This window comes from Actinoallomurus purpureus (assembly GCF_024055795.1).
GTDB lineage: Bacteria > Actinomycetota > Actinomycetes > Streptosporangiales > Streptosporangiaceae > Actinoallomurus > Actinoallomurus purpureus.
Genome location: NZ_JAMXMY010000001.1, coordinates 183,495 through 205,392, shown reverse-complemented (window position 1 = coordinate 205,392; position 21,898 = coordinate 183,495). Strand labels below are relative to the sequence as shown.

19 protein-coding genes and 1 pseudogene are annotated in these 21,898 nt (G+C 67.9%); 10 read left to right on the top strand and 10 right to left on the bottom strand.

Translation table 11 applies throughout. The features are described 5' to 3' along the window. Window positions 1–50 precede the first annotated feature (50 nt). Together NE236_RS00880 and NE236_RS00875 are read left to right on the top strand one after the other, a co-directional pair. Window positions 51–356: an NAD-binding protein gene (locus tag NE236_RS00880; protein WP_308209041.1), complete on the top strand. Its 306-nt coding sequence runs from the start codon at window positions 51–53 to the stop codon at window positions 354–356. Window positions 357–388: 32 nt separating this feature from the next. Further along, entirely contained in the window at window positions 389–1,186 is a 798-nt protein-coding gene (locus tag NE236_RS00875; RefSeq protein ID WP_252839816.1) for a maleylpyruvate isomerase family mycothiol-dependent enzyme, read from the top strand. Between the two features lie 67 nt (window positions 1,187–1,253). On the opposite strand, the gene NE236_RS44910 is transcribed toward NE236_RS00875, so the two are convergent. From NE236_RS44910 to NE236_RS00855, 5 genes are read right to left on the bottom strand one after another with little or no spacing between them, the layout of a single operon-like run. Then, window positions 1,254–1,346, bottom strand: coding sequence for a hypothetical protein (locus NE236_RS44910; protein WP_372494209.1), 93 nt, complete (start codon window positions 1,344–1,346; stop codon window positions 1,254–1,256). 41 nt (window positions 1,347–1,387) lie between these two features. Continuing rightward, entirely contained in the window at window positions 1,388–1,918 is a 531-nt protein-coding gene (locus NE236_RS00870) for a YbhB/YbcL family Raf kinase inhibitor-like protein (protein WP_252839815.1), read from the bottom strand. Beyond that, window positions 1,915–2,103, bottom strand: a complete 189-nt coding sequence (locus NE236_RS00865) for a hypothetical protein (RefSeq protein WP_252839814.1) — start codon at window positions 2,101–2,103, stop codon at window positions 1,915–1,917. Before NE236_RS00865 ends, NE236_RS00870 begins: the two co-directional genes overlap by 4 nt. A 29-nt stretch (window positions 2,104–2,132) precedes the next feature. Beyond that, complete coding sequence (locus NE236_RS00860) at window positions 2,133–3,434, bottom strand: cytochrome P450 (protein ID WP_252839813.1); 1,302 nt, start codon at window positions 3,432–3,434, stop codon at window positions 2,133–2,135. Window positions 3,435–3,473: 39 nt separating this feature from the next. Continuing rightward, window positions 3,474–5,090, bottom strand: a complete 1,617-nt coding sequence (locus NE236_RS00855) for an FAD-dependent oxidoreductase (RefSeq protein WP_252839812.1) — start codon at window positions 5,088–5,090, stop codon at window positions 3,474–3,476. A 197-nt stretch (window positions 5,091–5,287) separates the two neighbouring features. On the opposite strand from NE236_RS00855, the pseudogene NE236_RS44905 reads away from it, so the two are divergent. Further along, a pseudogene (locus tag NE236_RS44905) lies at window positions 5,288–5,623 on the top strand (tetratricopeptide repeat protein); the annotation flags it as partial. Here NE236_RS44905 and NE236_RS00850 read toward each other — a convergent pair. Further along, window positions 5,594–5,797 carry a hypothetical protein gene (locus NE236_RS00850; protein WP_252839811.1) on the bottom strand — a complete coding sequence of 68 codons (204 nt, stop codon included), beginning with the start codon at window positions 5,795–5,797 and terminating at the stop codon, window positions 5,594–5,596. The pseudogene NE236_RS44905 and the gene NE236_RS00850 overlap by 30 nt on opposite strands. A gap of 336 nt (window positions 5,798–6,133) precedes the next feature. On the opposite strand from NE236_RS00850, the gene NE236_RS00845 reads away from it, so the two are divergent. Continuing rightward, the gene (locus NE236_RS00845) at window positions 6,134–6,934 is read left to right on the top strand and encodes a DUF427 domain-containing protein (RefSeq protein ID WP_252839810.1); all 801 of its coding nucleotides are present in this window, start codon (window positions 6,134–6,136) and stop codon (window positions 6,932–6,934) included. 60 nt (window positions 6,935–6,994) lie between these two features. On the opposite strand, the gene NE236_RS00840 is transcribed toward NE236_RS00845, so the two are convergent. Then, complete coding sequence (locus NE236_RS00840; protein WP_252839809.1) at window positions 6,995–7,369, bottom strand: integrase core domain-containing protein; 375 nt, start codon at window positions 7,367–7,369, stop codon at window positions 6,995–6,997. A 173-nt stretch (window positions 7,370–7,542) separates the two neighbouring features. Next, a complete protein-coding gene (locus tag NE236_RS00835) occupies window positions 7,543–8,217 on the bottom strand; it encodes a hypothetical protein (protein WP_252839808.1) in 675 nt (224 codons plus the stop codon). 237 nt (window positions 8,218–8,454) lie between these two features. Here NE236_RS00835 and NE236_RS00830 point away from each other — a divergent pair, with 237 nt between their 5' ends. From NE236_RS00830 to NE236_RS00800, 6 genes are all read left to right on the top strand, one after another. Beyond that, on the top strand, window positions 8,455–10,071 hold the full coding sequence (locus NE236_RS00830) for an FAD-binding oxidoreductase (RefSeq protein ID WP_252839807.1): 1,617 nt from the start codon (window positions 8,455–8,457) through the stop codon (window positions 10,069–10,071). Between the two features lie 804 nt (window positions 10,072–10,875). Then, on the top strand, window positions 10,876–11,421 hold the full coding sequence (locus tag NE236_RS00820) for a DUF6879 family protein (RefSeq protein WP_252839805.1): 546 nt from the start codon (window positions 10,876–10,878) through the stop codon (window positions 11,419–11,421). A 1,125-nt stretch (window positions 11,422–12,546) separates the two neighbouring features. Further along, window positions 12,547–14,658, top strand: a complete 2,112-nt coding sequence (locus NE236_RS44245) for a serine/threonine-protein kinase (protein WP_252839804.1) — start codon at window positions 12,547–12,549, stop codon at window positions 14,656–14,658. Further along, window positions 14,658–16,784, top strand: a complete 2,127-nt coding sequence (locus tag NE236_RS00810) for a protein kinase domain-containing protein (protein WP_252839803.1) — start codon at window positions 14,658–14,660, stop codon at window positions 16,782–16,784. The genes NE236_RS44245 and NE236_RS00810 overlap by 1 nt, the downstream gene beginning before the upstream one ends. A gap of 120 nt (window positions 16,785–16,904) precedes the next feature. Beyond that, window positions 16,905–17,609, top strand: a complete 705-nt coding sequence (locus NE236_RS00805) for a PIG-L deacetylase family protein (RefSeq protein WP_252839802.1) — start codon at window positions 16,905–16,907, stop codon at window positions 17,607–17,609. A gap of 291 nt (window positions 17,610–17,900) precedes the next feature. Next, window positions 17,901–18,950: an alpha/beta fold hydrolase gene (locus NE236_RS00800; protein ID WP_252839801.1), complete on the top strand. Its 1,050-nt coding sequence runs from the start codon at window positions 17,901–17,903 to the stop codon at window positions 18,948–18,950. A 255-nt stretch (window positions 18,951–19,205) separates the two neighbouring features. On the opposite strand, the gene NE236_RS00795 is transcribed toward NE236_RS00800, so the two are convergent. Together NE236_RS00795 and NE236_RS00790 are read right to left on the bottom strand one after the other, a co-directional pair. Next, a complete protein-coding gene (locus NE236_RS00795; protein WP_252839800.1) occupies window positions 19,206–21,275 on the bottom strand; it encodes an MFS transporter in 2,070 nt (689 codons plus the stop codon). Beyond that, window positions 21,272–21,739, bottom strand: a complete 468-nt coding sequence (locus NE236_RS00790) for a MarR family winged helix-turn-helix transcriptional regulator (protein WP_252839799.1) — start codon at window positions 21,737–21,739, stop codon at window positions 21,272–21,274. The genes NE236_RS00795 and NE236_RS00790 overlap by 4 nt, the downstream gene beginning before the upstream one ends. Window positions 21,740–21,898: the final 159 nt, after the last annotated feature.

Genomic DNA, 21,898 nt, shown 5'->3' with positions numbered 1-21,898 from the left:
GCCGACACCACCGGCCATGCGCGCCGGCCGTCACGGCGCGCGGCCCGTCGATCGTATGGAGGCACGACGATGAGCGGAGCGAACCGGACCCCGTCGTCCGGGCAGGGAAGGCCCGTGGCCAGTACGTCCAGAGCAAGGGGCCGAAGATGATCGACGACGACCTCGACACCCCCTCCTTCCCCCTCGAAGCGGCGGCCAAGGACGCCGACCTGATCACCGACACCGCCCGTGCCGCCGGCCTGCACCTGGGCATCGCGGAAGTCGTACGCGAACGCCTCCACCTCGCGGCCGACGACGGACTCGGCCGCGCGGACGTCGCCGCGACCTACCGCATGTCCCGCCAGGCCGCATCCTGACCGGGCCGTCCTTTCGAGGCAAGGGAGGAACGATGACCCGTGCCGGCATCGCCGCCGCGCGTTCGAGCACGACGCAACTGGCGGAGATCATCCCCCAGGTGGACGACGAGCAATGGGACCTGCCGTCTGCGTGCGACGGCTGGCGCGTCATCGACGTGGTGGCCCACCTCGCGGCCCTCGCCTCCGAGGCGGTGGACCCGCCACCGCCCGACCCCTCACTGCCGAAGAACCGCGAGCGCTACCACGACCTGCGCGTCGACGAACGCCGTGGCTGGAGCCACGCCGAAGTCCTCGACGAGTGGCGGCGCAGCACCCCCCGGCAGCTGGACCTCCTGGAAGCGGCCCAGGAACCGTCCGGGGCCGACGAGCCCGTCGAGGTGCCCGGGCTCGGGACGTATCCGCGCCACCTCCTGGCGAACACCATGGCGTTCAACGTCTTCTGCCACCTGCGCAACGACATGCTCTCCCCGGACGGCCCGCTCCCGTTCACCCTGCCGGAACCGACCGACGGCCTGGTCGCCCCCGCCGTCGAATTCATGCTCGCCGGCCTCCCCCAGATGCAGGGGCCCGAACTCACCGCCACCGTCCGCCGGCCCCTCGTCCTCGACCTGACCGGGCCGGGCGCCACCACCGTCACCATCCTCCCCACGACCGGGCCGGACGGGCAGCTGACCGTGGCACCCGGTGCGGATGCCACCACCCGGGTCCACAGCACGGCACTCGACTTCATCGCGTGGGCCACCACCCGCAAACCCTGGCGCGACCACTGCCGCATCACGGGGGACGCATCCGCCGCGACACCATTCCTCGACTGCCTCGACATCATTTAGCACAGGGCTGCTATGGCCGAGGAAGGCTTGCGTTGCGGGGATTCCGTTCGTATCGGGTGGTTGAGCCCTACCTGCGCTCCACAGGCTGGCACCGCCAGTCCGGCCCGGCCGCGTTGATGTCTCGATCGAGGACGGTCCCGCACGCCTCGCATGTCCACACACGCACATGGGAGGGTATGTGCTGTCGGCTTGTCCCGCCGTCTAGGCCCGCTCAAAGGTGCCGTACATCGTTGCCCTCGCGATCGCGTGGCTGAACAGAAGGAAGTCCAGATAGGCAGGGGTCGATGTCTCGGACACTTCCAGTTCTTCCACGTCGACGGCATGCACCACGAGGAAGTAGCGGTCCGGGCCGTTGCCTGGAGGCGTCGCCGGACCGAGATACCTTCTGTAGCCGGCGTCGTTGGCCAGCGTCACCGCACCGCCAGGCAGATCCCTGCCGTCGCCCGCCCCGGCCGGAAGCTCGGTCACGGAGGCGGGCAGATTCGCCACAGCCCAATGCCAGAAGCCCGAGGCAGTAGGCACATCGGGGTCAAACATCACCACCGTGAAACTTCGCGTCTTCTCGGGAAAGCCGGACCAGCTCAGCTGCGGTGAGATGTCCAATCCGCCCGCCCCCAGGATGCCACTCACCTGCTCGCGGGCCAGTTGCTCGCCGTTGGCCACGGACTCCGAGGTCAACGAGAAGGTCCTGATCGGCGGCATGAAATCGTAGGGGCCATAGGGTTTGATCATGACAATCCTTTGGAAACGCCGAATGGCGTCAGTCCGTCTTGTTCCGCCACTTCGGTGACGGCCAACCCTAGGGCCGCATGGACCTGGATACTCCACGAAATATCCACCAGATCAGCTATTTCATCGGGGCAGATCTGTCCGGTCTTGACGTAATGCGAGTTCTTGCCCTCCAGGAATTCGTCCAACCTGAGGCCACTAGGCTGCTTCGGCTGACTCACGGTAGCCGTCGCAAGTGGGCGATGGGATGCTCTGACGGCGGTCGCGCCGGTTCGACGCCGTCGATGTCGACGAGGAGGTGGCGGGGACCGCGCAGGCTCGGACTCGCCCGGTACGGTGGCGGGTCGTCGACGAGCCGGGGGTTCTCCAGCCGATACGCGAGTTCGGTGAGGGCGATCCGGGCCTCGGGCCGGGCGAGCGGGGCGCCGAAGCAGTAGTGGATGCCGCCGCCGAAGCCGAGGTGTTCGTTGTGCTCGCGGTCGGGATCGAACCGATCCGGGTCGGGGACGACGGCCGGATCGCGGCTACCGGCGGCGAGCGCGAGGATGACCGGTGAGCCCTTGGGGATGATGGTGCCCGCGATCTCGATGTCGGCGACGGCGTTGCGCGGGGTGGACAGTATCTGTACCGGTGGTTCGTAGCGCAGGAGTTCCTCGACCACCCGGGCGGCCAGGTCTGGTTCGTTCCCGCGGCGCAGCCGGTCGAGGACCTCGGGGTGCCGCAGGAGCGTGAGAATGCCGTTGGCGATGAGATTGACAGTGGTCTCGTGCCCGGCGACGAGCAACAGCGCCGCGTTGCTCAGCACCTGCTCACGCGTCATCGGCTCTTCAGCGCCGTCGCCGCGCAGCAGCCCGGAGAGCAGGTCGTCGCCGGCGGGCCGGTCGCGCCGGGCGTCGAGCAACGTCGCGAAGTACTGCCCGAGGTCGGCCATGGCCTTCTCCCGTCGGCGCTGCCGCTCCGCGATCCCTGCGGTGGCAGGATTGTTGGCCTCGATGACGGCCCCGGACAATGCGTGGAACCGCGGCTCGTCCTCGCGTGGGACGTCCAGCAGGCGGCAGATCACCGTGACGGGGAACGGATAGGCGAACCGATCGACGAGGTCCACCCGGGTCGTACCCATGCCCGCGAAGTCGTCGATCAGGCCGGTGACGATCTCCAACAGCTCCGGCAACATGCCGTCGATGCGACCGGGACGGTGGGGCGGCCCGAAATTCCACGTCAGCAGACGCCGCATCCGGTCGTGTTCCGGCGGATCGGTTCGGATGAAGTTCGGTGGCAGTCCGGGAGGGGCGTCGTCCGAGGTGGAGCCGACGGTCGCGGCCACGTCGGGGAGGTTGCGCACATCGGAGCTCAGCCGTGGGTCGTGCAGCAGGGCGACGATCTCCCGGTAGGTGCTCACCACGTAGCTGCCATCCTCGAGCCGCAGCACCGGCGTTTCGCGCAACTGGGCGAAGAGCGGATAGGGGTCAGCGCGGTGGGAGTAGTCGAGGATCTGCCGCCAGACGCCGTTTCCGGCCATGGTCAGCACCTCCTGTCGTGAGACGGCTGGAGCGCCGGGTCACAGGTACGGTCTGCTCACCAACCTGGCCCGCCGTTCGCTGGGCTTGTGCCCGGTGACCACGACGGTGGCCTGACCGGTCGGAGTCGGCCGGTCAGGGACCTCGGCCGCGACCGGGTGGCCATCGCTGGGCGGGTCGACGGTAGGGAACGAGGGCGGGAACGGAGCCGCCCGGTCGATCAGTTCCGCATAGAACTCCAGCCATCTGGACTGGTTGAAGGCGACCGCAGCGGTGATGCGCCCCTGGTAGCCGTAGGCGGCGACGAAGCGGCGCCCGGCCACCGACCCCTGGGCGATGACCACCTGGTCGGCATAGGTAGGGACGCCCACAGACTTGATCTCGGTGTCGAACTGGGTGGACCAGAACTCCGGCAGCCTCAGGTGCGGCCAGCGCCGGCTCCCAGCGCTGATCATGTTGTGAGCGGCGACCTCCGCCTGGGCGATGGCGTTGCCCCAATGTTCGAGAGCCAGGTACTGGTAGTTGTAGACGGGGTGAGGGAAGCGCGCGATGTCGCCGGCGACGAACACATCGTCGGCGACGACGCCGTTGACGTCCATGGCGCGGCAGCCGGCATCGCAGGTCACCCCCCAGGCCCCCGCCGCCAGCCCCGAGCCTTCCAGCCATTCCACGTTGCGAATGCTGCCCAGCGCGGCCACCGCCACGTCGACGTCCAGCACGCTGCCGTCGGACAACCGGGCCCGCCGCAGCCGCCCGCTCCCGTCGCCCTCCAGCGCCTCGACCTGAACGCCGCACCGCAGATCGACACCGTGCTCACGCTGCATCCGCGCCGCGACACGGCCGATCAGCGCGCCCAGGGCCCCCGCCAGCGGGACCGGTCCCCGGTCGACGACGGTCACCGGCACGTCCAGATCACGGCAGGCGGAGGCGACCTCGGAGCCGGTGAACCCCGCACCGATGACCAGCACCCGGTCCGGTTTCGCGGTCAGCAGGCGCCGTAGCGCCGCCGCGTCCTCCGGAGTACGGACCGTGCACACCCCGTCGAGCGCGGCCTCGGCCTCGTTCGGCCACGGGCGGGCCCGCAACCCCGTCGCAATGAGCAACCGGTCGAATCCCACCTTCTGGCCGTCGGCCAGCTCGACCTGCTTGCCGATCAGGTCCAGACCTGCGGCCGGGACACCCAACCGCCACGTCACGTCGAACTCGTCGCGGCGCGGCAGCTCGGTCCCCAGCGCCCGGGCCTGGCCGATGAGGACCTGTTTGGACAGCGGCGGCCGGTCGTACGGCAGATGGGGTTCGTCCCCGATGACGGTCAGTGGGCCCGTGAAGCCCTGCCTGCGCATCACGAGAGCAGCCCGCACCCCGGCCAGCGAGGCCCCGACGATGACGACATGCCCGTTGCGCATGAACGCCTCCTCGAAGTCTCCGATGGCCGGCTGCGGCGAGTGCCGCTGTCCGCGCCGGCCGTCCTGCCGTTCAAGGACGATGGCCTGCACCGGGCAGGCCGCCGCGGCCCGCTCGACCCTCTCCCTCTGCCGCTCGTCCGGATCCGAGTCGTACAGCAGCGCCTCGTCTCCCCGGATGGTGAACACATCCGGGGCGGCGAACACACACTGCGCGTATCCCTGACATCGGGTGAGGTCCACGACGACTTTCATGGAGGCCTCCGTTTCGAGACGCCGCGGAAGCCTGTTCACTCAGGGAAACCGCGATACGTCCTGGAGTAGGCCTGTGGTGGCACGTCTTCGGTTCACCGGCGCTCGCCGCGCCACGTTTTTCGATCAGACCTCGGTAGAAACACGAGGCGTCCTGGCGCCTACGAACAACAGTAGCTCAAGAGGCGCGGAGCTCGGGACTGTACGGTTTCCGGCTCTGTCGCTCTTGCGATGATAACGGAGGGTGTCGTCCTGCCACCCTGAGGCGCGTTCGAGATCAACCAGCTTGTCGATGTGGTGTTTTCGGGCCTGTTGACACTGAGCGTGAGGTCGCAGGCCGTCGCGGACCTGACCTCAGCCATCGACCTGTTCCCGAGGAGAGCGACGGATACCTGGAGCGAGGCAACGCGCACCGCCGCGCCGGCCGCACCGAGGAGGCCCTCGCGGACTACGACCGCTCGATCGCCCGCAATCCCCCGCCCGAGGCGTACTACAACCGGGCCGGGCTACTCTCCGAACTCGGCCGGGATGAGGCGGCGCTGGCCGACTACGACACCGTCTTGGACCTCGACCCGGACCATGTGGACACGCTGGTCAACCGCGCCGGCATCCGCTACGACCGCGGTGACTTCGGCGAGGCCCGCCGAGACGTAGAACACGGGCTGACTCTGGATCCCGACAATGCCCGGCTCCTGTGCACTCTTGGGCATGCTCCTGTCCCCGCGCTGCCACAGACGCTCGCGGCAGGTCTTCCCGGCTGCTCCCCCGATTTCGTGCTCCCATGCTCTCTCCGGGAGCACGTAGCGCTGGGAACACGCAGCATTCCTGAACCGTCCCGAACGGGCGTGGGCGATCTTGAAGAAGGCCGGGTTCGATCCAGCGCCCCAGCGCAGACGGCGACGTATGCTCGGCTACAGAGCGTCAGCGGCTTCCAACCAGGTGAGATCGCCCGACGATATGGGGCGCATGCGGCCGACGTGGGCCGGGTTCGTGCGCGGACGTGCCGGCTTGGGACGAGCGGGCCGGCGAATGCGAAGGGGGTGCCCGTGTCCAACGTTCCGAGAATGATCGCGCCGGTCGATCACATCGAGCCGGTGCCACGCCGGATCCGTGCCATGCTGGGCGGCCGTGTCGTGCTGGACACGACCCGCGCGGTGTACCTGTGGGAGTGGCCCTATTACCCCCAGTACTACATCCCGATCGGCGACGTCGACCCGTCCGCGCTCGTCGACGAGCAGCGTCCGCACAAGCTGAGCCGCGGCACCGCCCGCAGTCTGGGCCTGAAGGTCGACGACATCAGCCGCCCGGCCGCCGGTCGGGTCTACACCGACGACTCCTTGGAGGGCCTGTCGGGGATGGTCCGCTTCGAATGGGACAAGCTGGATGCCTGGTTCGAGGAGGACGAGGAGGTCTTCGTCCACCCGCGTAACCCCTACGTCCGGGTGGACGCACTGCGCTCGACCCGGCCTGTACGGGTCGAACTCGACGGGACGGTCCTGGCGGAGTCCACTGCACCGGTGATGGTGTTCGAGACGGGCCTGCCGACCCGCTACTACCTCAACCGCACCGAGATCGACTTCGGGTACCTGCGGCCGACGAACACGGTGACCGCCTGCCCGTACAAGGGCAGGACAACCGGCTACTGGTCGGTCGAGGTGGGCGGGACCACCCATCCGGATCTGGCCTGGTCCTATGATTTCCCGACCCGTAGCCTGCTGCCGATCGCCGGGCTGGTCAGCTTCTACAACGAGAAGGTCGATATCCATCTCGACGGCCGGCTGCTCGAGCGGCCGGTCACTCACTTCTTCCCAGCCTCGGACCGGACGGAAGCCCGTCTCGCCAGATGAGGCAGCCCGCTCGTAGCCTGTGCCGCTCGAAAATTGGGTTCGGTCGTTGACCTGCAGGTTTCACGCAGCGCGGTGGTACTGGTTGATCAGGCCGTCGAGGATCGGTCGTCGCTGGATGGAGCGGAGGTCAGCCAGGCTGCTGATGGGCGGTCGCCGGCGTCGGGACTGGTGCGGACGATGCTCGTGGTAGTGCTCGGCGTATTCGGTGAGGATCTTGGACAGATGCCTGTGGTTGAAGATCAGCATCTGGTCGAGTACCTCCCGGCGGAGCGTTCCGACGATCCGCTCGCAGATCGCATTCGCCCGCGGGGCTTGCGGTGGAGTCTTGATGATCCGGGTGCCGGCGGCGCGGAAGACCTCATCGAAGGCGGCGATGAACTTGGTGTCCCGGTCGCGGACCAAGAACCGCAGCGGCTCCATCAACCTGACGATCATGTAAGCAAGAGCGAGAGACATCTCGCGAGGATCCCAGCAGGAGCAACCACCCGCAGCCAAATCTCCAGGTCAAGGCCTCAGCTGAGTTTTCGAGCAGCACAGGCGGCGACCATGGCTCCCGCGGTCGCGCCGCACCGGTCCCGGCGCGGCGCGACCGCGGGATGGTCAGCCTGTCAGCCTCCGATTCCTATGGCGAACACGTGCAACGCGGTGATCTGCGCGACCTTCCCGTCGTCGGTCACGTGCGGGAGCACGACGTACTGCACGGTCTTCGCCGGGTTCAACGGCACGCTCGCGTAGTAGACATGGACGGTCTGGTTCTGCTTTCCGCTTCCGTTGTTGAGGTACGGGATCGTGGCCGCGATCGACGTCCCCGGGATGGCACTGCCGGACCACCAGTCGGCGAACCCGAGCGCGAAGCTCTGGGTCGTGCCGTCGGAGTAGACGACCGTGCCCGACCCGGAGCCGGTTCCGTTGTTCGACGCCCCGAGGAAGCCCAGCGTGCTGCCCGATCCGCTGACCGGGACGGCCTGGCCGCTGGCGACGATGTTGTCCGGAACCGCGGTAGCCGGCCAGGTGAAGGTGACACCGTTGATCGTCTTCTGCTCGCCGGAGACCAGGCCATTATCGGCCAGCGCCTGCGCCGAGAAACTCAGCGAGCCGCCATCAAAGCTCGCGGCGCTCGGTGCCGAGTCGTCATTGATGCCGGTGTTGTTCTGCGCGGCAGCGTACGAGGCGTAGGGCACGCCTTCGGACAGGATGCCGACAGCATCCCGCCATCCCCTATCGGTTCCGTCCTTCCAGGACCCGTTCGCCGCCGGCCAGGGCGGCGAACGTGTGGACGTCACGAGCCCTAATGCGCGGCGAGGGGCCCATTACCAAATCGCCGCGGTGGAGAGAAGCGGGCCAGCCCCCGGATCCTTTGGGGGTGGCTCCACCTGCAGGAAGGGGTGATGGCTCCCTTTCCGGCCGGACGGCAGGTTCTTAGCCTTCAAAGATCCGTACATAGATCGCGGTCGGGCGATGCGGCGGTGGAAGGCGAGGCAGTTGCTCGATCGCACGTGATCGCCTCAAGGAGGACGACCATGGTCGAGTCCACCCGACGCACCCTTCTGCGTGCAGGCGCGGCAGCTGCCGTGTCGGGTCCTGCAGCCGCGCTCGTGGCTTCCTGGCATGCGACAGTACAGGCCGCTCCGCAGCTCGGAGGCGTCTCTGCGTTCGGTTCGGTCACGGTGGGCCCGGATGACCCGCGTTACCGCTCGCTGGCGCTCAGGGGTTACAACCATCGCTTTCAGGGCAAGCCCGAGCAGATCCGAGTGGTCGGCTCGACAGAGGACGTCGTACGCGCGGTCGACGAAGCGGTGCGAACGAAGCGGCGGATCGCCGTGCGCAGCGGCGGCCACTGCTTTGAGAACTTCGTGGACGACCCGGACGTACGCATTCTCATCGACATGGTCGCGATGACGCAGGTCGACTACGACAGGCGCCGCAACGCCTTCATGGTCGAGGCGGGAGCGACGCTGGGCGAGGTGTACCGGAAGCTGTTCCTCGGCTGGGGCGTGACCATCCCCGGCGGAACCTGTCCGGGCGTCGGGGCAGGTGGACACGTCTGCGGCGGCGGATACGGGGCGCTGTGCCGTATGTACGGCCTGACCGTCGACCACCTGTTCGCGGTCGAAGTGGTCGTGGTCGACCGGTCGGGCAAGGCCAGAAGCGTGGTGGCCACCCGGGAACCGTCAGATCCCAACCGGGACTTGTGGTGGGCGCACACCGGAGGCGGGGGCGGCAACTTCGGGATCGTCACCCGCTACTGGTTCCGCTCCCCAGACGCCCAGGGCACCGACCCCGGCCGGCTTCTGCCCAGGCCGCCTTCCACAGTCCTGAGCTACTCCTTGGATTGGCCATGGTCGGAACTCGACCGGGACTCGTTCGTCAGGCTGATGCGCAACTATGGGGAATGGGGCGAGCGAAACTCGGCACCCGGCTCCCCCGCGGCCGCCTTCTACGGCGAGTTCGTCCTCGCCAGCAAGCCCAGCGAGACCATTGGCATCTCCGGTCAAGTAACCGCCGGCAGCGGTGCGGACCGGCTACTCGATGACCTGGTGACCACGCTCGGCCGCGGCGTCGGCGTACGGCCGTTGCGGCAGTCGTCCACCATGCCCTGGCTCGCCTCGGCGACGCAGGCGATCAACGACCCCACAACCTTCGACCGCCGCCTCAAGCTGAAGTCGGGGTATCGACGCCGCCGCTGCACCGACCAGCAGATCGCCACCGCCTACCGGCACCTCACCCGGGCCGGCGACAACGATCCGTCCGGTGGCCTGTTCATCAACACCTACGGCGGGCGCGTCAACGCCGTCTCCCCCGGCACGACCGCGATGCCGCACCGTGACTCGATCTTCCTGATCGGCTTCCTCGCCGGCTGGCAGGATCCGGCCGAGGACTCCCGGCACCTGACATGGATCCGGGAGTTCTACCGCGACTTCTACGCCGGTGGCGGCGGCGTTCCGGCCGGCGAGGACGACGACGGCGCATTCATCAACTATCCCGACGCGGACCTGGCCGATCCTCGGTACAACACGTCGGGCACTCCATGGCACACCCTCTACTACAAGGACAACTACGCACGGCTTCAGCAGGTCAAACGCCGCTGGGATCCGCGCAACGTGTTCCACCACGCGCTATCGATCCGTCCCAACTGAACCTCTCGCGGCGGTTACGTCCACGGATGTGGTGCCCGAAGGGACGAGGCGGGTAAAGGGGTTGCGTCCACGGAGGTGGTGTACGAGTTTCCGCTGGTGACAGGCGTGGCGTCGTGAACTGAGACGGCCATCGCGTCGCGGTGGGTGATCCCGGCGTCGTGGGCGGCGGCCAAGGCGTCCAGCAGCGCGGCGGCGATCCCCGCAGTGTCGTCGGCGGGCAGCCGTCCCCGCTTGGCGATGCAGACGGATCGACGGGCCGCGTGCCGGGTCGGCTGCCAGCCGGACGCATTCTGACCAGCACGGCAACATACCGGCGGCAATGCCGGAGGAGGCCGGTCACTCGGCCCGGCGCCGATGCTCGGGCGCGCTTGAAGTGCGCTATCGGGTGCCGATTGGGAAAAAGCGCCTGATTCGCTTCCAACCCGAAAAAACGATGGTCCTACCGCGCTCTGGTGTCCGATATGGCGTCGCTCGCAGTTTTGGTCGACGTTGTATTGGCGTATGGGGCGGCAACTGTAGCAGCATCGTCAGCTAAGTATGGCTGGCGAAGGTCAGTGCGAGAGACTAACCTCAGCATGCCACCCAATCGACGGGAGGACATCGTGAAACTCCGCTTCCTCAGCAGCACGAGCAACGCCGGGTCATGCCCGTCTCTCTATGAAACAGACACCGGGGACATAGTCGTACAGGGCTATCAGCTCACCGACGAAGAGGCCTTGGCGCAGCTGCGCGATGTACTTCCTGGCGAAAACTTCGTGATAGTCCCCAGGCGCCTCCTCGCCGACTTCGACCCCCAGGCGTGATATGGGGACCCTGATCGCCGACGGTGACGCCTTTCTCGATCTCTTCTCGTCCTTCACGAGCGCGGCTCGCCGCCTGGAGGTAAGACGTTCGTATGGTGTCGCCGAAGAGGACGAGCCGTTCCAGATATTTCTCGCCGGTGCGGATCCGGATACCGCATGGTTTCGCCCATGGCTCGATCTCATGTCCAGGCAGACGGGTTCCGGAAAAAGGGTTGAGAGAGTGCGTGTCGTCGACGACCCGCCAAGCGACTACCTCCGGTTCGAGATTGCCCATACGCCTCTCAATCTGGCCGCTGGCGAGGATATCCGCTACCTGTTACGCGACGCCTCCCAGCGGTTGGACTTGCCGCCATATGATTACTGGATATTCGACGACCGGCTGCTGGTGTTCCTGCGTTTCGACAAGTCCAACCGTTTCTTGGGTTTCGAGCGGACCGAAGTTCCTGAAGAGGTTGCCCGGCATCTGAATTCGTGGGACATCGCTTGGCGCCACGCCATGAAATTCGATCTGTACAGAGCATGGTATCCGCGAATGAATGGCAGATAGCGGGCCGATTCCCTGCACTCGCACCTGACCGAGGGTATTTAACCCTCGGCATGTCGGGCGATGTCTCGACTGCGGGCCGGATGAGGAACCAGAGCCGTCGTATCGACGTGAACGGCTTGGGTAGAATTCAATGAAGAGTTCATCGGTCTGGTCTGGCAGGCTCGTGAGACTACGTGCGATCGAGCCGGGCGACTGGAGCTATTATGCGGCCTTCGATGGCTACTCCGATGATGCTCGCAGCGTCAACGTGGTAGATCTGCCGAAGTCTGTGGAGCGAGGCTCTGGCGCTGTTCGAGGTTCTCAAGGATCGCCAGGCGCATGAGCTCCGGCGGCGGTTGAGTGAACTGGATTGACGGGCGCGGGGACGCGCTTTTACGCGGCCCGGACGGTGGTGTCGGCGTGGCCCTAGCCGCAGCCGACCTGGCCAACTTGGCGCAGCCTCATCCAGCAGCACGTCCCCAAACCGCTACAAAGCCGCGTCACCGCCTGGACCACCATCGGTGAAATCGGCGTCGCACCCTCGACCTACCTGCTGGTCGCCCCCGCCACCGCCTGTAGGTCCCGAATCCTGTGTCACCTCATGCGACCTGGGCGTATTCGTGGAGGAGGCCGCCGAGCCGTGCGGGTGCCCAGCATTGGGCCACCGGGTATGACCTGGGGTTTCTCGATCGGCGCACAGACACGGGCGGGGCGCGGCAGGATACGGATTCGTGGCTTTGCGACTGGTCTATCCGATCTTCATCCGGCTCCTCGGCGCCCTTGCTCTGCTCCTCCGCTCGGACGTCTCCAAGGAAGCCGAGATCCTGGTGCTTCGCCACCAGCTGTCGGCGTTACGCCGTCAGGTCGCCCGGCCCAAGCCGACCTGGGCCGACCGGGCTCTGATCACGGCGCTGGCCCGGCTGCTCCCGAAACCGCGCCGGGTCGGGTTGCTGGTCACGCCTGGCACGCTGCTGCGCTGGCACGCCGATATGAAGATCACCCGACGAGACAGACTCGGTGGCCTCCTCCACGAATACGCCCAGGTCGCATGGAGGCGGCCGAATTACGGGCACCCACAGGTCACCGAGGCAATCAGGTTTTCACTAAACTCTGCATACACGCGTGTTCTTTTGATCGGAGGTCGGTGTGCAGTCGCTCCAACCGGGGGACCCTGCGTGCGTCGGCCAGTACCAACTCCTCGCCCGCCTCGGCGCGGGCGGGATGGGGATCGTCTATCTCGCCCGGTCACCAGGCGCCCGGTTGGCGGCTCTCAAGCTCATCCGGGGGGAGTTCGCCGCTGACCCGGGTTTCCGGGAGCGGTTCCGCCGCGAGATCGCCGCTGCGGGCAAGGTCAGCGGTCTTTATACGGCTCCGGTGCTGGACGCCGACGCCGACGCGCCACATCCTTGGTTCGCCGCCGGCTACGTCCCCGCGCCCGCGCTGGACGAGGCCCTCACGACAATCGGGGCGATGCCCGAGCCCGCCGTCCGTGCCCTGGGCGCGGGACTGACCGAGGCGCTGCAGGCCATCCATGGGGCCGGGCTGGTACACCGCGACCTCAAGCCCGGCAACATCCTGCTGGCCGAGGACGGCCCCAAGATCATCGACTTCGGAGTCGCCAAGGTCACCGACGCCACGCAGCTCACCGGCACCGGCGGCATGGTCGGCACGCTGGCGTTCATGGCACCCGAGCAGATCGCGGGAAGCAAGGACGCCGGGCCGGCGGCGGATGTGTTCTCGCTGGCGGGTGTGCTGATCTATGCGGCCACGGGTGCGAAACCGTTCGGCGAGCGGGACTCGGCCGCACTGCTCTATGAGGTCATGTACGGCGAGCCATGGCTCGACGGGGTGCCTGCGTCGCTGCGCGAGTTGCTGGCCGCCTGCCTGGACAAGGAACCGGCCGGGCGCCCCCCGCTGCAGGCCGTACTAGCGGCCCTGACCCCCGCCGATCCGCAGGCGCTGATCTCTCCCGCGCTGCGCCGGGAGGTGGCGGCCAGGGAGGCCGAGGCGAACAGGGTGTCGTCCGAGCCGGCCATGACACCCCCACCGCTGCCGCGGATCGACGACACGGACGCGGGCAATCCCGGGCGGCGCCGGGTCCTGGGCCTGGCCGTCGCGGTCGCTGTGGCCGGTATCGGCGCGGGTGCGACGGCCAGGGCGCTCACCCGCGGGAACTCCAAGGCCGCCAAGCCCGCCAAGCCCGCCCCCCGTGGGACCGCCCTCGCCGCGGCACCCCCGCCCACGTGGACCTTCACCCCGCCCGCGCCCGTCACGACCAGCGAGTCGCGCCTGCTGGTGGCGGGCGGTGTCGTTCTGTGGGGCGGTGAGGAGGGGACGTACGGGCTGGATGCCCGCTCGGGGCGGCGGCTGTGGGCGCCGAACATCGCCCTGTCTTCGGGCGATGCCGTCCATGGATCGACGCTCATCACCGACGGCAAGGGCAACGACGATGAGGACCGGTCGCTCACCCTGATCGACATTCCGACCGGCAGGACCACGAACTTTCCGATGCCCCACGACGTCCTTCCCATGTCCGTCTACGGCGTGGTCGGCGACACGATCCTCCTGGAATCGAAGAGGATCTCGGATGGCAGCGCCGACCCAACCGTCTGGGCCGTGGACCTGGCCAGCGGCAAGATCCGGTGGCGGCTCCCCATCACCGGCTCGGACGTCTCCGGAGCCGTCGACCGGACCAGCCTGTACCTCAACACCAAACCCACCCTCACCGCCCTCGACGCCGCCACGGGCCGCAAGCGCTGGGTCTACACCTGGCTCAAGGGTGGTGGCACCCGGGACTGGGAAACGCTGGACATCGCGGTCGCCAGCGGCAGGGTGTTCGCCAACTTCGCCGACACCCTCCAGGCGGTCGACACCGCCGACGGGAAGCCCGTGTGGTCGCAGCACACCGACAAGGTTTTCAACACCGTCCTCCCCTCAGGCGCAAACGTGATCTTCAGGAATGATGTTCTTCACGCCTATGACCAGGCAACCGGGGCCGCCAGGTGGACGCTGGCGGGCCCGGAAACCCTCAGCAGCTCGTCGGGGCACAGCGCCGTGTCCGGCGGTCTCCTCACGGCCGCGTTCAACGGCTCCTCAGGATCGACCCAAGGCATCTTCGTCGCCAAGACCGACGGCAGGGCGCTGTGGGCGCACTGGGGCCCAGCCTCCGGCAACGAGGATTGGGACGTAACCATGTCCGGCTCGTCGGTGTTCGCGACCGACCATCAACGGCTCTACTGCTTCCGGGCAGGTTCGTGATGGCCGCGCTGGAGCCCGACGATCCCCACCACATCGGCCGGTACGGCCTGCTTCGGCGCCTGGGTGAGGGCGGCATGGGACGGGTCTACCTGGGCGCGTCCCCGGCGGGCCGGGCGGTGGCCATCAAGGTCGTACGGCCCGAACTCGCCGGAGACCGGGAGTTTCGTGCCAGGTTCCGGGCCGAGGTCGAGGCCGCCCAGAAGGTCAGCGGCGCGTTCACCAGCCCGGTGGTCGACGCCGACCCCGACGGGCCGGTCCCATGGCTGGCTACCGCCTACGTCAACGGCCTCAACCTGAAGGAGACGATCGAACGCCACGGGCCCATGCCCGAGCCGCTGCTGCGCACGCTCGGCGCAGGACTGGGCGAGGCCCTGGTCGCGATCCACGAGGCAGGTCTCCTGCACCGCGACCTCAAACCGGCCAACATCCTGCTGGCCAAAGACGGCCCCCGGGTCATCGACTTCGGCATCAGCAAAGCCACCGACGGCGCCAGTCTCACCTCCGAAGGCCAGATCATCGGCTCGCCGGGCTACATGTCCCCCGAACAGATCCGCGGCGGGCAGCTCACCACGGCCGCCGACGTGTTCGCCTTCGGTGCCGTGCTGGCCTTCGCCGCCACCGGCCGCCCCCCGTACGGCAAGGGCACGGTCCCCACGATCATCCATCGGACCCTGCACGAGGCGCCCGACCTTCACGGCGTACCGGCGTCCCTGGCGCAGATGGTGACCGCCTGCCTCAGCCGGGATCCCGACCGGCGCCCACTCGCAGGGCTACTGCCAAAGCTGCTGGCCGCCCCACCGGTCGCCCCCGGCTGGCTCCCCGACGCCATTGGCCACGAGTTGCAGCAGCGGGAGGACACCCTCGTCTTGGACCTGCGAGCCCTCGCCAGAGCCCGCACCCGGCGGCGGCTGCTGACCGGCGGAGCCGCCGCCACAGGACTCGCCGTCATCGGCGGCGGAACCGCAGCGGCACTGGCCACGACCCGAGGCGGAAAGGGGCACCAACTCGTCCTTCCGAAGCTCCTGTGGCGAACCGCGATCAAAGGCGAGGAGGTCTCCAATTTTCATGTCCTCTCCCGGGCGATCATCTGCTCCGCCGACCGAGACACCGTCTTCCGCTGTTACTCGCTGGCCACCGGGCAGCAGCTCTGGTCCAGCGAGTTCGGCTACGCGACCACCGGACCAACGCTGATCTACGCCCTGGCACGCTCCGGCGGCACGCTCACCGCCATGGACGAATCCCGCACGGTCAAGTGGACCTACAACCTGCCGGAAAGGGTGGAATACCCCTACCTGGTGGGTCCGACCGACGGCGTGCTGGCCCTCACCGACCAAACGAAAACGATCGTTGGCCTGAACCCCGCCACCGGCAGCCAACTCTGGATTTACCGGGGGCCGGCGGAGACGTCCTATGTCGGCCTCTCCGGTATCCAGGGCCGCACCGTCCTCGCCGCGGCAAGAGTCCAGGATGGGGGCGGCACCCAAGTCCTCGCGCTCGACACCACGACGGGTGCGGTCCGGTGGTCCAGTCCGCACTCGACACGGACCGTGCTGGCGGGCAGCGGGAACCTGTGCTTCAGCAACCCCTCACACACCACGCTCGACGCGCTGTCGATCGACACCGGCCAGAAGATCTGGAGCGCCGACCTCCCCAACGCCGTGGCGAACCCCGGCGACGACGGCGAGCTCTCGCTCCAGATCACCGTGGCCAACGGGCTGGTCTACACGGGCGGGCCGACCATCTACGCCCTGGACGCGGCCACCGGCCGGATCCGGTGGACCTACACGCCAACCTCACCCGGCGAACAGGAGCGAACTTTCCTAATCAACGGGAGATACGCCTACATCCTGGACAATCCACAACTCGTCGCCCTCGACGCTCGCACCGGCCGACGCCTCTGGTCCGTCAACACCCCCGCGGCCCGCACCGCCGGACTGGTCGCCGCCGGCGGGCTGATCTGCACCGGCGTGGGCACGGGACTCTACGGTTGGAACGCCGAGACAGGAAGACTCGTCTGGAACTACCCCACAGCCGCCGACCCCACCGACCAATGGGGACTCCGCACCCGCGGCCCCATCCTCGCCGCCACGAGCAAGAACACGCTGCTCGCCTTCCACCTCGGCTGAGCTACAACGACGCCGGTGAGCAATAGTCAAGACCATGGATCAAGATCCCGGAGAGTAGGGAGTGAACCCGCGGGTCAGCCCATGAGCGGCGGAGAGTGACACCGCGCTAAGGTGCGCGTCATGGAAGCGGTACCGGAGGACTGGCGGCGGGCGCTCGCCGTCGTGGCCCACCCCGATGACCTGGAGTACGGTGCGGCCTCGGCGATCGCCCGGTGGACGGCGCAGGGCAAGACCGTGATCGAGGTGCTCGGCACCCGGGGTGAGGCCGGCATCGAGTCGATGGACCCGGCCACGACGGGGCGACTCCGTTCGGAGGAGCAGGTGGCGGCCGCGCGCGAGGTCGGGGTCGAGGTCGTCGAGTTCCTCGGTCATCCCGACGGGATACTGGAGTACGGGTTGCCTCTTCGCCGTGACCTCGCCCGCGCGATCCGCCGTCACCGGCCCGAGGTCGTCGTGTCGCTGAACTTCCGCGAGACGTGGTCCGGCGGGCACGGCTTCAACATGGCGGATCATCGGGTGTTCGGCCTGGCCCTGGCCGACGCCGTACGAGACGCGGCCAATCCGTGGGTCTTCACCGAACTGGCCGAGGAGCCGTGGAAGGGCGTGCGGTTCGCGCTGTTCAGCAACTCTCCGAACGCCGCGCACTACGTGGACGTCACCGGTCACCTCGACGCCGGGATCGCCTCGCTTCGGGCGCACAAGGTCTACCTGGACAATCTCGGCAGTGACTTCGATCCGGCCGCGTTCCTGACCGGAATCGCCGAGGCCACCGGTACGACGGCGGGGGTCCGCCACGCGATGCCCTTCGAACTCCTCGCACTCTGAGCAGGCGGGCCCTTGGCACCGGGGACCCACCAGGTTCGCCGAAAGAGCGGGAACGGCCACTGCGGAGAGAGGCGACCGCTGCCGGGCGGCGACTCGGCCTGGCGTTTTTATTGACCGAGCCAAGGTGTTCACTTTAAGTTGGCCATTCCAAGATCCACGTGCGCCGCTGACCAGCCACCGACGCCTTACGGGCGACGGACTCTATGCCGAGCGGGGTGCGGGGGTGGGCTTGACGCTTGACAATCCCGCATCGTGTGAGCTCGACGTTGCGGTCGATCAGAGGGGTGTGACGTGACGCTCACCAGACTGATGACGAGAATCGCTCTGACGAGTGCGCTGGTATCGGGTCCATGTGCGATCCTCGCGGCCGAGCCCGCGAACGCCGCGAATCCATACGGCTCGTGTCAGGACGTCTCGATACCGGTCGCACTCACTGCTGGGCAGCCGGCCGACCAGACGGTGGCGGCGACGTACTGCACCCCCGCGACCTGGACGAGCGGACCACACGAAATCGACGTGCTGGTGGCAGGAGCCACCTACAACCACACGTATTGGGACTGGCCGCAGAGTCCGGACACGTACTCCTACGTCGACAAAACCCTGCAGGAACACCGCGCCACGTTGAACTACGACCGGCTGGGCACCGGCAGCAGCAGCCGCCCGGACGGCTCCCAGCTCAACATCACGAACGATGCGTACGTCCTGCACCAGGTGATCGGCTGGGCGCACGCCCGAGGGTACGCGCAGGTGAACGGGATCGGGCACTCGATGGGGTCCATCACCCAGACGAAGGAGGCCGCGCTGTACCAGGACGTACAGCGGGTCGTCGCGACCGGCATCCTGCATATACCGGGCATCGGCCTGAACTCGACCGGTTTCGCCACCAGCGTCTACCCTGCGGCACTCGACCCGGCGTTCGCATCAGGCGGCTACGACATCAACTACCTCACGACCCTGCCAGGTCGACGCGGCCCCGATTTCTACGACCCCAGCACCGCCGACCCGAATGTGATCGCGTACGACGAGACCCACAAAGACGTCGCCACCGTGGGTGAGGTCAGTGGGTCCATCACGGAACTGCAGACACCGGCCCTGCTCAACACCACCCGGCAGATCACCGCACCGGTACTGGTGGTGATGGGTGAGGAAGACGACATCTTCTGCAACCTCACGGTCGACTGCCACTCCGCCGGCAGCATCCAGAACAACGAGGCGCCCTACTACGACCACGCCGCCAGCCTCAGCGTCGCGACCGTTCCCGGCACCGCCCACGACCTTCCCCTGCACCCGTCGGCGAACGTGTCGTTCAACAAGATCAACGACTGGATCGCCGCGCATTGAGGACTCCCGATCCTGATCAGGTCGCCTGGCCCGATGATCGGTTCGATGTGTGCGACGCGACGCGTGGGAGAGCGCCGGGCCGGGATACGTCGTCGGGGTCGTATCCCGGCCCGGCACAGGGTTCGGGTGCTCCGGGAGCCGCCGCTCCGCCGAGCGGACGCGCGCTGCGGGCCCACGGCCGCGTGAGAAGACCCGATCCAGTCCTCCTGGCGCAGCAGCACCGTCACGCAGGCGCTGCGTCAGGCAGAGGCTGCGTCAGGCGGACCGCAGCAGTTCGTGAAGCTGGGTGGTGTCGATGACGTGGGCCCGGGACGGAAACACGTTGTTCATCAGCACCTCGTGGGCTTCGGTGTCGGGGTCGGCGACGCCGTCTGACAGGACGTAGACGCGATAGTCGCGGTCGGCGGCGTCGATGAGGGTGGAGAGGACGACGCCGCTGGTGCTGATGCCGGAGAGCACCAGGGTGTCGATGCCGCGGTCGCGTAGTTGCTGGTCGAGATCGGTGGTGGAGATCCCGCCGAAGCGGACCTTGCGCACCACGATGTCGCCCTCCTGGGGGGTGATCCGCTCGTTGATCTGGGTGGTGGTGTCCTCGTGGTGCAGCATCTTGGCCGCGGCGGCCGCCGCGAAGGTCTTGTTGGTCTCCGGGACGGCTGCCCAGTCGTCCTCGGTGAAGGCGACGCGGACATACCCGATGGTGCAGCCGGCGGCGCGGACCTTGGTGATGGCGCCGTTGACCCGCTCGATCAGCGCCTCGGGGTCGGGGACGTGGGCGACGATCCCGTTCTGGAAGTCCATCGCCAGCAGGGCGGTCCGCTTGGGATCGATCGTCGGGGCCGCAGTGGTGCTCACGCGCTGTTCTCCTTTGCTGGTGTTCCTGGTTGCGTTCTTCTCGGTGACGGTGTGCTGGTTCCTGTCGGGGCGGCCCATCAGCCGGCGGTCCAGGACCGTCAGCAGCAGGACCACGACCCCCGCAGCGACCAGCACGACGCCGAGGGTGTGCAGGCCGTGGTCTTTGACCCCGTCGCGGAAGACGATGCTGGTGGCGACGGCCGAGACGATGGTTCCGAGGTACCCGAAGGTCCGGAACAATCCGGAGGCGGTGCCGATCTGCTCCGGCGACGCCGAGAGGTAGAGGGCGGTCTGATTGCCGACCGTGGTGACGGCGGAGGTGACGCCGAAGATCAGTGACACCAGTACGATCGCGACCACCGGGCTGTGCGAGGTGAGCAGCACGATGCCGATGGACCCGGCCAGCATGGTCGCCGCCGAGGCGATCAGCGGGCCGCGCACCAGGTTGCGGCTGGCGAGCGGGCGTGACAGCAGCGCGGAGACCGCGCCCATCGGCAGCAGCAGCAGTCCGGCATCCTGGGCGGAGATCCCGCGTGCCGCCTCCATCCACTGGGTCATCCCGTACATCACGGTGTAGATGCCGAGCAGGGTGAACGCCTGCCGCAGGTAGGTCCGGCCGAGGGCGCCGTTGGCGGCGAGCCCGCGGAGGTCGAAGAACGGCCCGGTCGTACGCAGTTCCCACCACACCGTCGGCACGGCGACCACCACGAAGGCGGCGAGCGCGTACCAGTCGGCGTGCGGCAGGCTCATCAGGAAGATGATCAGCGAGGTCATCGCCGCGGCGAAGCCGAGGATCCCGGGCAGGTCGATCCGGTCGGCGACCTCGCGGAAGCCACGCGGTCCGCCCTCGCGCACCGGGTCCCTCGGCACCCAACGCACGGCCATCGCCATCGCGAGCGCGGTGACCGGAATGTTGATGAGGAAGGCCCAGCGCCAGCCCGCGGTGCCAACCAGCAGGCCACCGATCGGCGGGCCGATGGCCACTGTGGCCATGCCGGTGACCGCGATGCCACCGAGCACGCCGCCCGGCGGCGACTTCAGCCCGGCGTCCACCGCGCGGCGCCGGATCAGCACCATCGCCGACGGGAACCCGGCCGAGGTGCCGACGCCGACGAGCACGCGGGCAACGGTCAGCATCGCCAGGTTCTGCCCGAAGCCGCCGACCAGGCCGCCGAGCAGCACCAGGAGGATGCCGCCGAGGAAGACCCGGCGCGGGCCCAGCACCTCCGCCAGCTTGCCCGCCGTGGGCTGCGCGATGGCGCTGGTCAGGTACAGCGAGGTGACCAGCACGGAGGTGCTCCCCACCGAGACGTGCAGGCCGGTGGCGATGGGCACCAGCGCGGTCGCGATGATGGAGCTGTTGATCGGGTTGAGGCTGGAGCCCACGTACAGCGGCGCGGTGAACGTCCAGGCGAAGGGATTGCGTTTGCTGTCGCGCGCCGGCGAGTCCGCCTGAGCGAGGTCGGTGTTCATACTCCGCCGCTCAGATCCACCGCGGCGAGACGTTCCAGCAGTTCGATGGCCTTCTCCAAGTCCTTGCGCTCCTCGGGGGCGACGACGTGGTCGATGGCTCGCGCCAGGAAGGACTCGCGGCCGGCCAGCAGCGAGGTGATGAGCTCGGCAGCGGATGAATCGGCGCTGATCAGAGTCTTGCGGCGGTCCTGCGGGTCCGGCTCGCCGCGGACCAGCCTGGCAGCCTTGAGGACCGCCAGGCTCTGCGCGATGGACTGCGGGCTGACGTGTTCCAGCGTGGCGAGACGGGCCGCGGTGATCGGGCCCTTGTCCACCACGCTGCGCAGCACCGAGAGCTGGGTGATGGTCAGCCCGATGGAGTACATCCCCGACTCGGTACGCAGGCGTCCCCGCAGGCGCCTGATCGCGAAGTCGAGACGCTGCGCCGTCGCCACTGACCGCTTTGACCCGAAATTTCCCTCCATGGGCCTCACGTTACAGATAGACAAGCAACTTTGCCAAGTTGCTTGTCTAACTCCCTCATCGACGCCGTGACTTCCCGGCGGGGGGCGGGAGAGTCAATGGTGCGGATGGCCGGCCCTTCCGTGCTGGTGGTCCGCGGTGCGAGGCGGTTGATGACGCCG

Coding starts and splice junctions, on each gene's coding strand:
- NE236_RS00855 (WP_252839812.1), bottom strand. CDS start 5,090: ATGAAAGTCGTCGTGGACCTCACCCGATGTCAGGGATACGCGCAGTGT.
- NE236_RS00860 (WP_252839813.1), bottom strand. CDS start 3,434: ATGGCCGGAAACGGCGTCTGGCGGCAGATCCTCGACTACTCCCACCGC.
- NE236_RS00820 (WP_252839805.1), top strand. CDS start 10,876: ATGGGGACCCTGATCGCCGACGGTGACGCCTTTCTCGATCTCTTCTCG.
- NE236_RS00875 (WP_252839816.1), top strand. CDS start 389: ATGACCCGTGCCGGCATCGCCGCCGCGCGTTCGAGCACGACGCAACTG.
- NE236_RS00850 (WP_252839811.1), bottom strand. CDS start 5,797: ATGCCCAAGAGTGCACAGGAGCCGGGCATTGTCGGGATCCAGAGTCAG.
- NE236_RS00870 (WP_252839815.1), bottom strand. CDS start 1,918: ATGATCAAACCCTATGGCCCCTACGATTTCATGCCGCCGATCAGGACC.
- NE236_RS00795 (WP_252839800.1), bottom strand. CDS start 21,275: ATGAACACCGACCTCGCTCAGGCGGACTCGCCGGCGCGCGACAGCAAA.
- NE236_RS00830 (WP_252839807.1), top strand. CDS start 8,455: ATGGTCGAGTCCACCCGACGCACCCTTCTGCGTGCAGGCGCGGCAGCT.
- NE236_RS00840 (WP_252839809.1), bottom strand. CDS start 7,369: ATGATCGTCAGGTTGATGGAGCCGCTGCGGTTCTTGGTCCGCGACCGG.
- NE236_RS00805 (WP_252839802.1), top strand. CDS start 16,905: ATGGAAGCGGTACCGGAGGACTGGCGGCGGGCGCTCGCCGTCGTGGCC.
- NE236_RS00790 (WP_252839799.1), bottom strand. CDS start 21,739: ATGGAGGGAAATTTCGGGTCAAAGCGGTCAGTGGCGACGGCGCAGCGT.
- NE236_RS00810 (WP_252839803.1), top strand. CDS start 14,658: ATGGCCGCGCTGGAGCCCGACGATCCCCACCACATCGGCCGGTACGGC.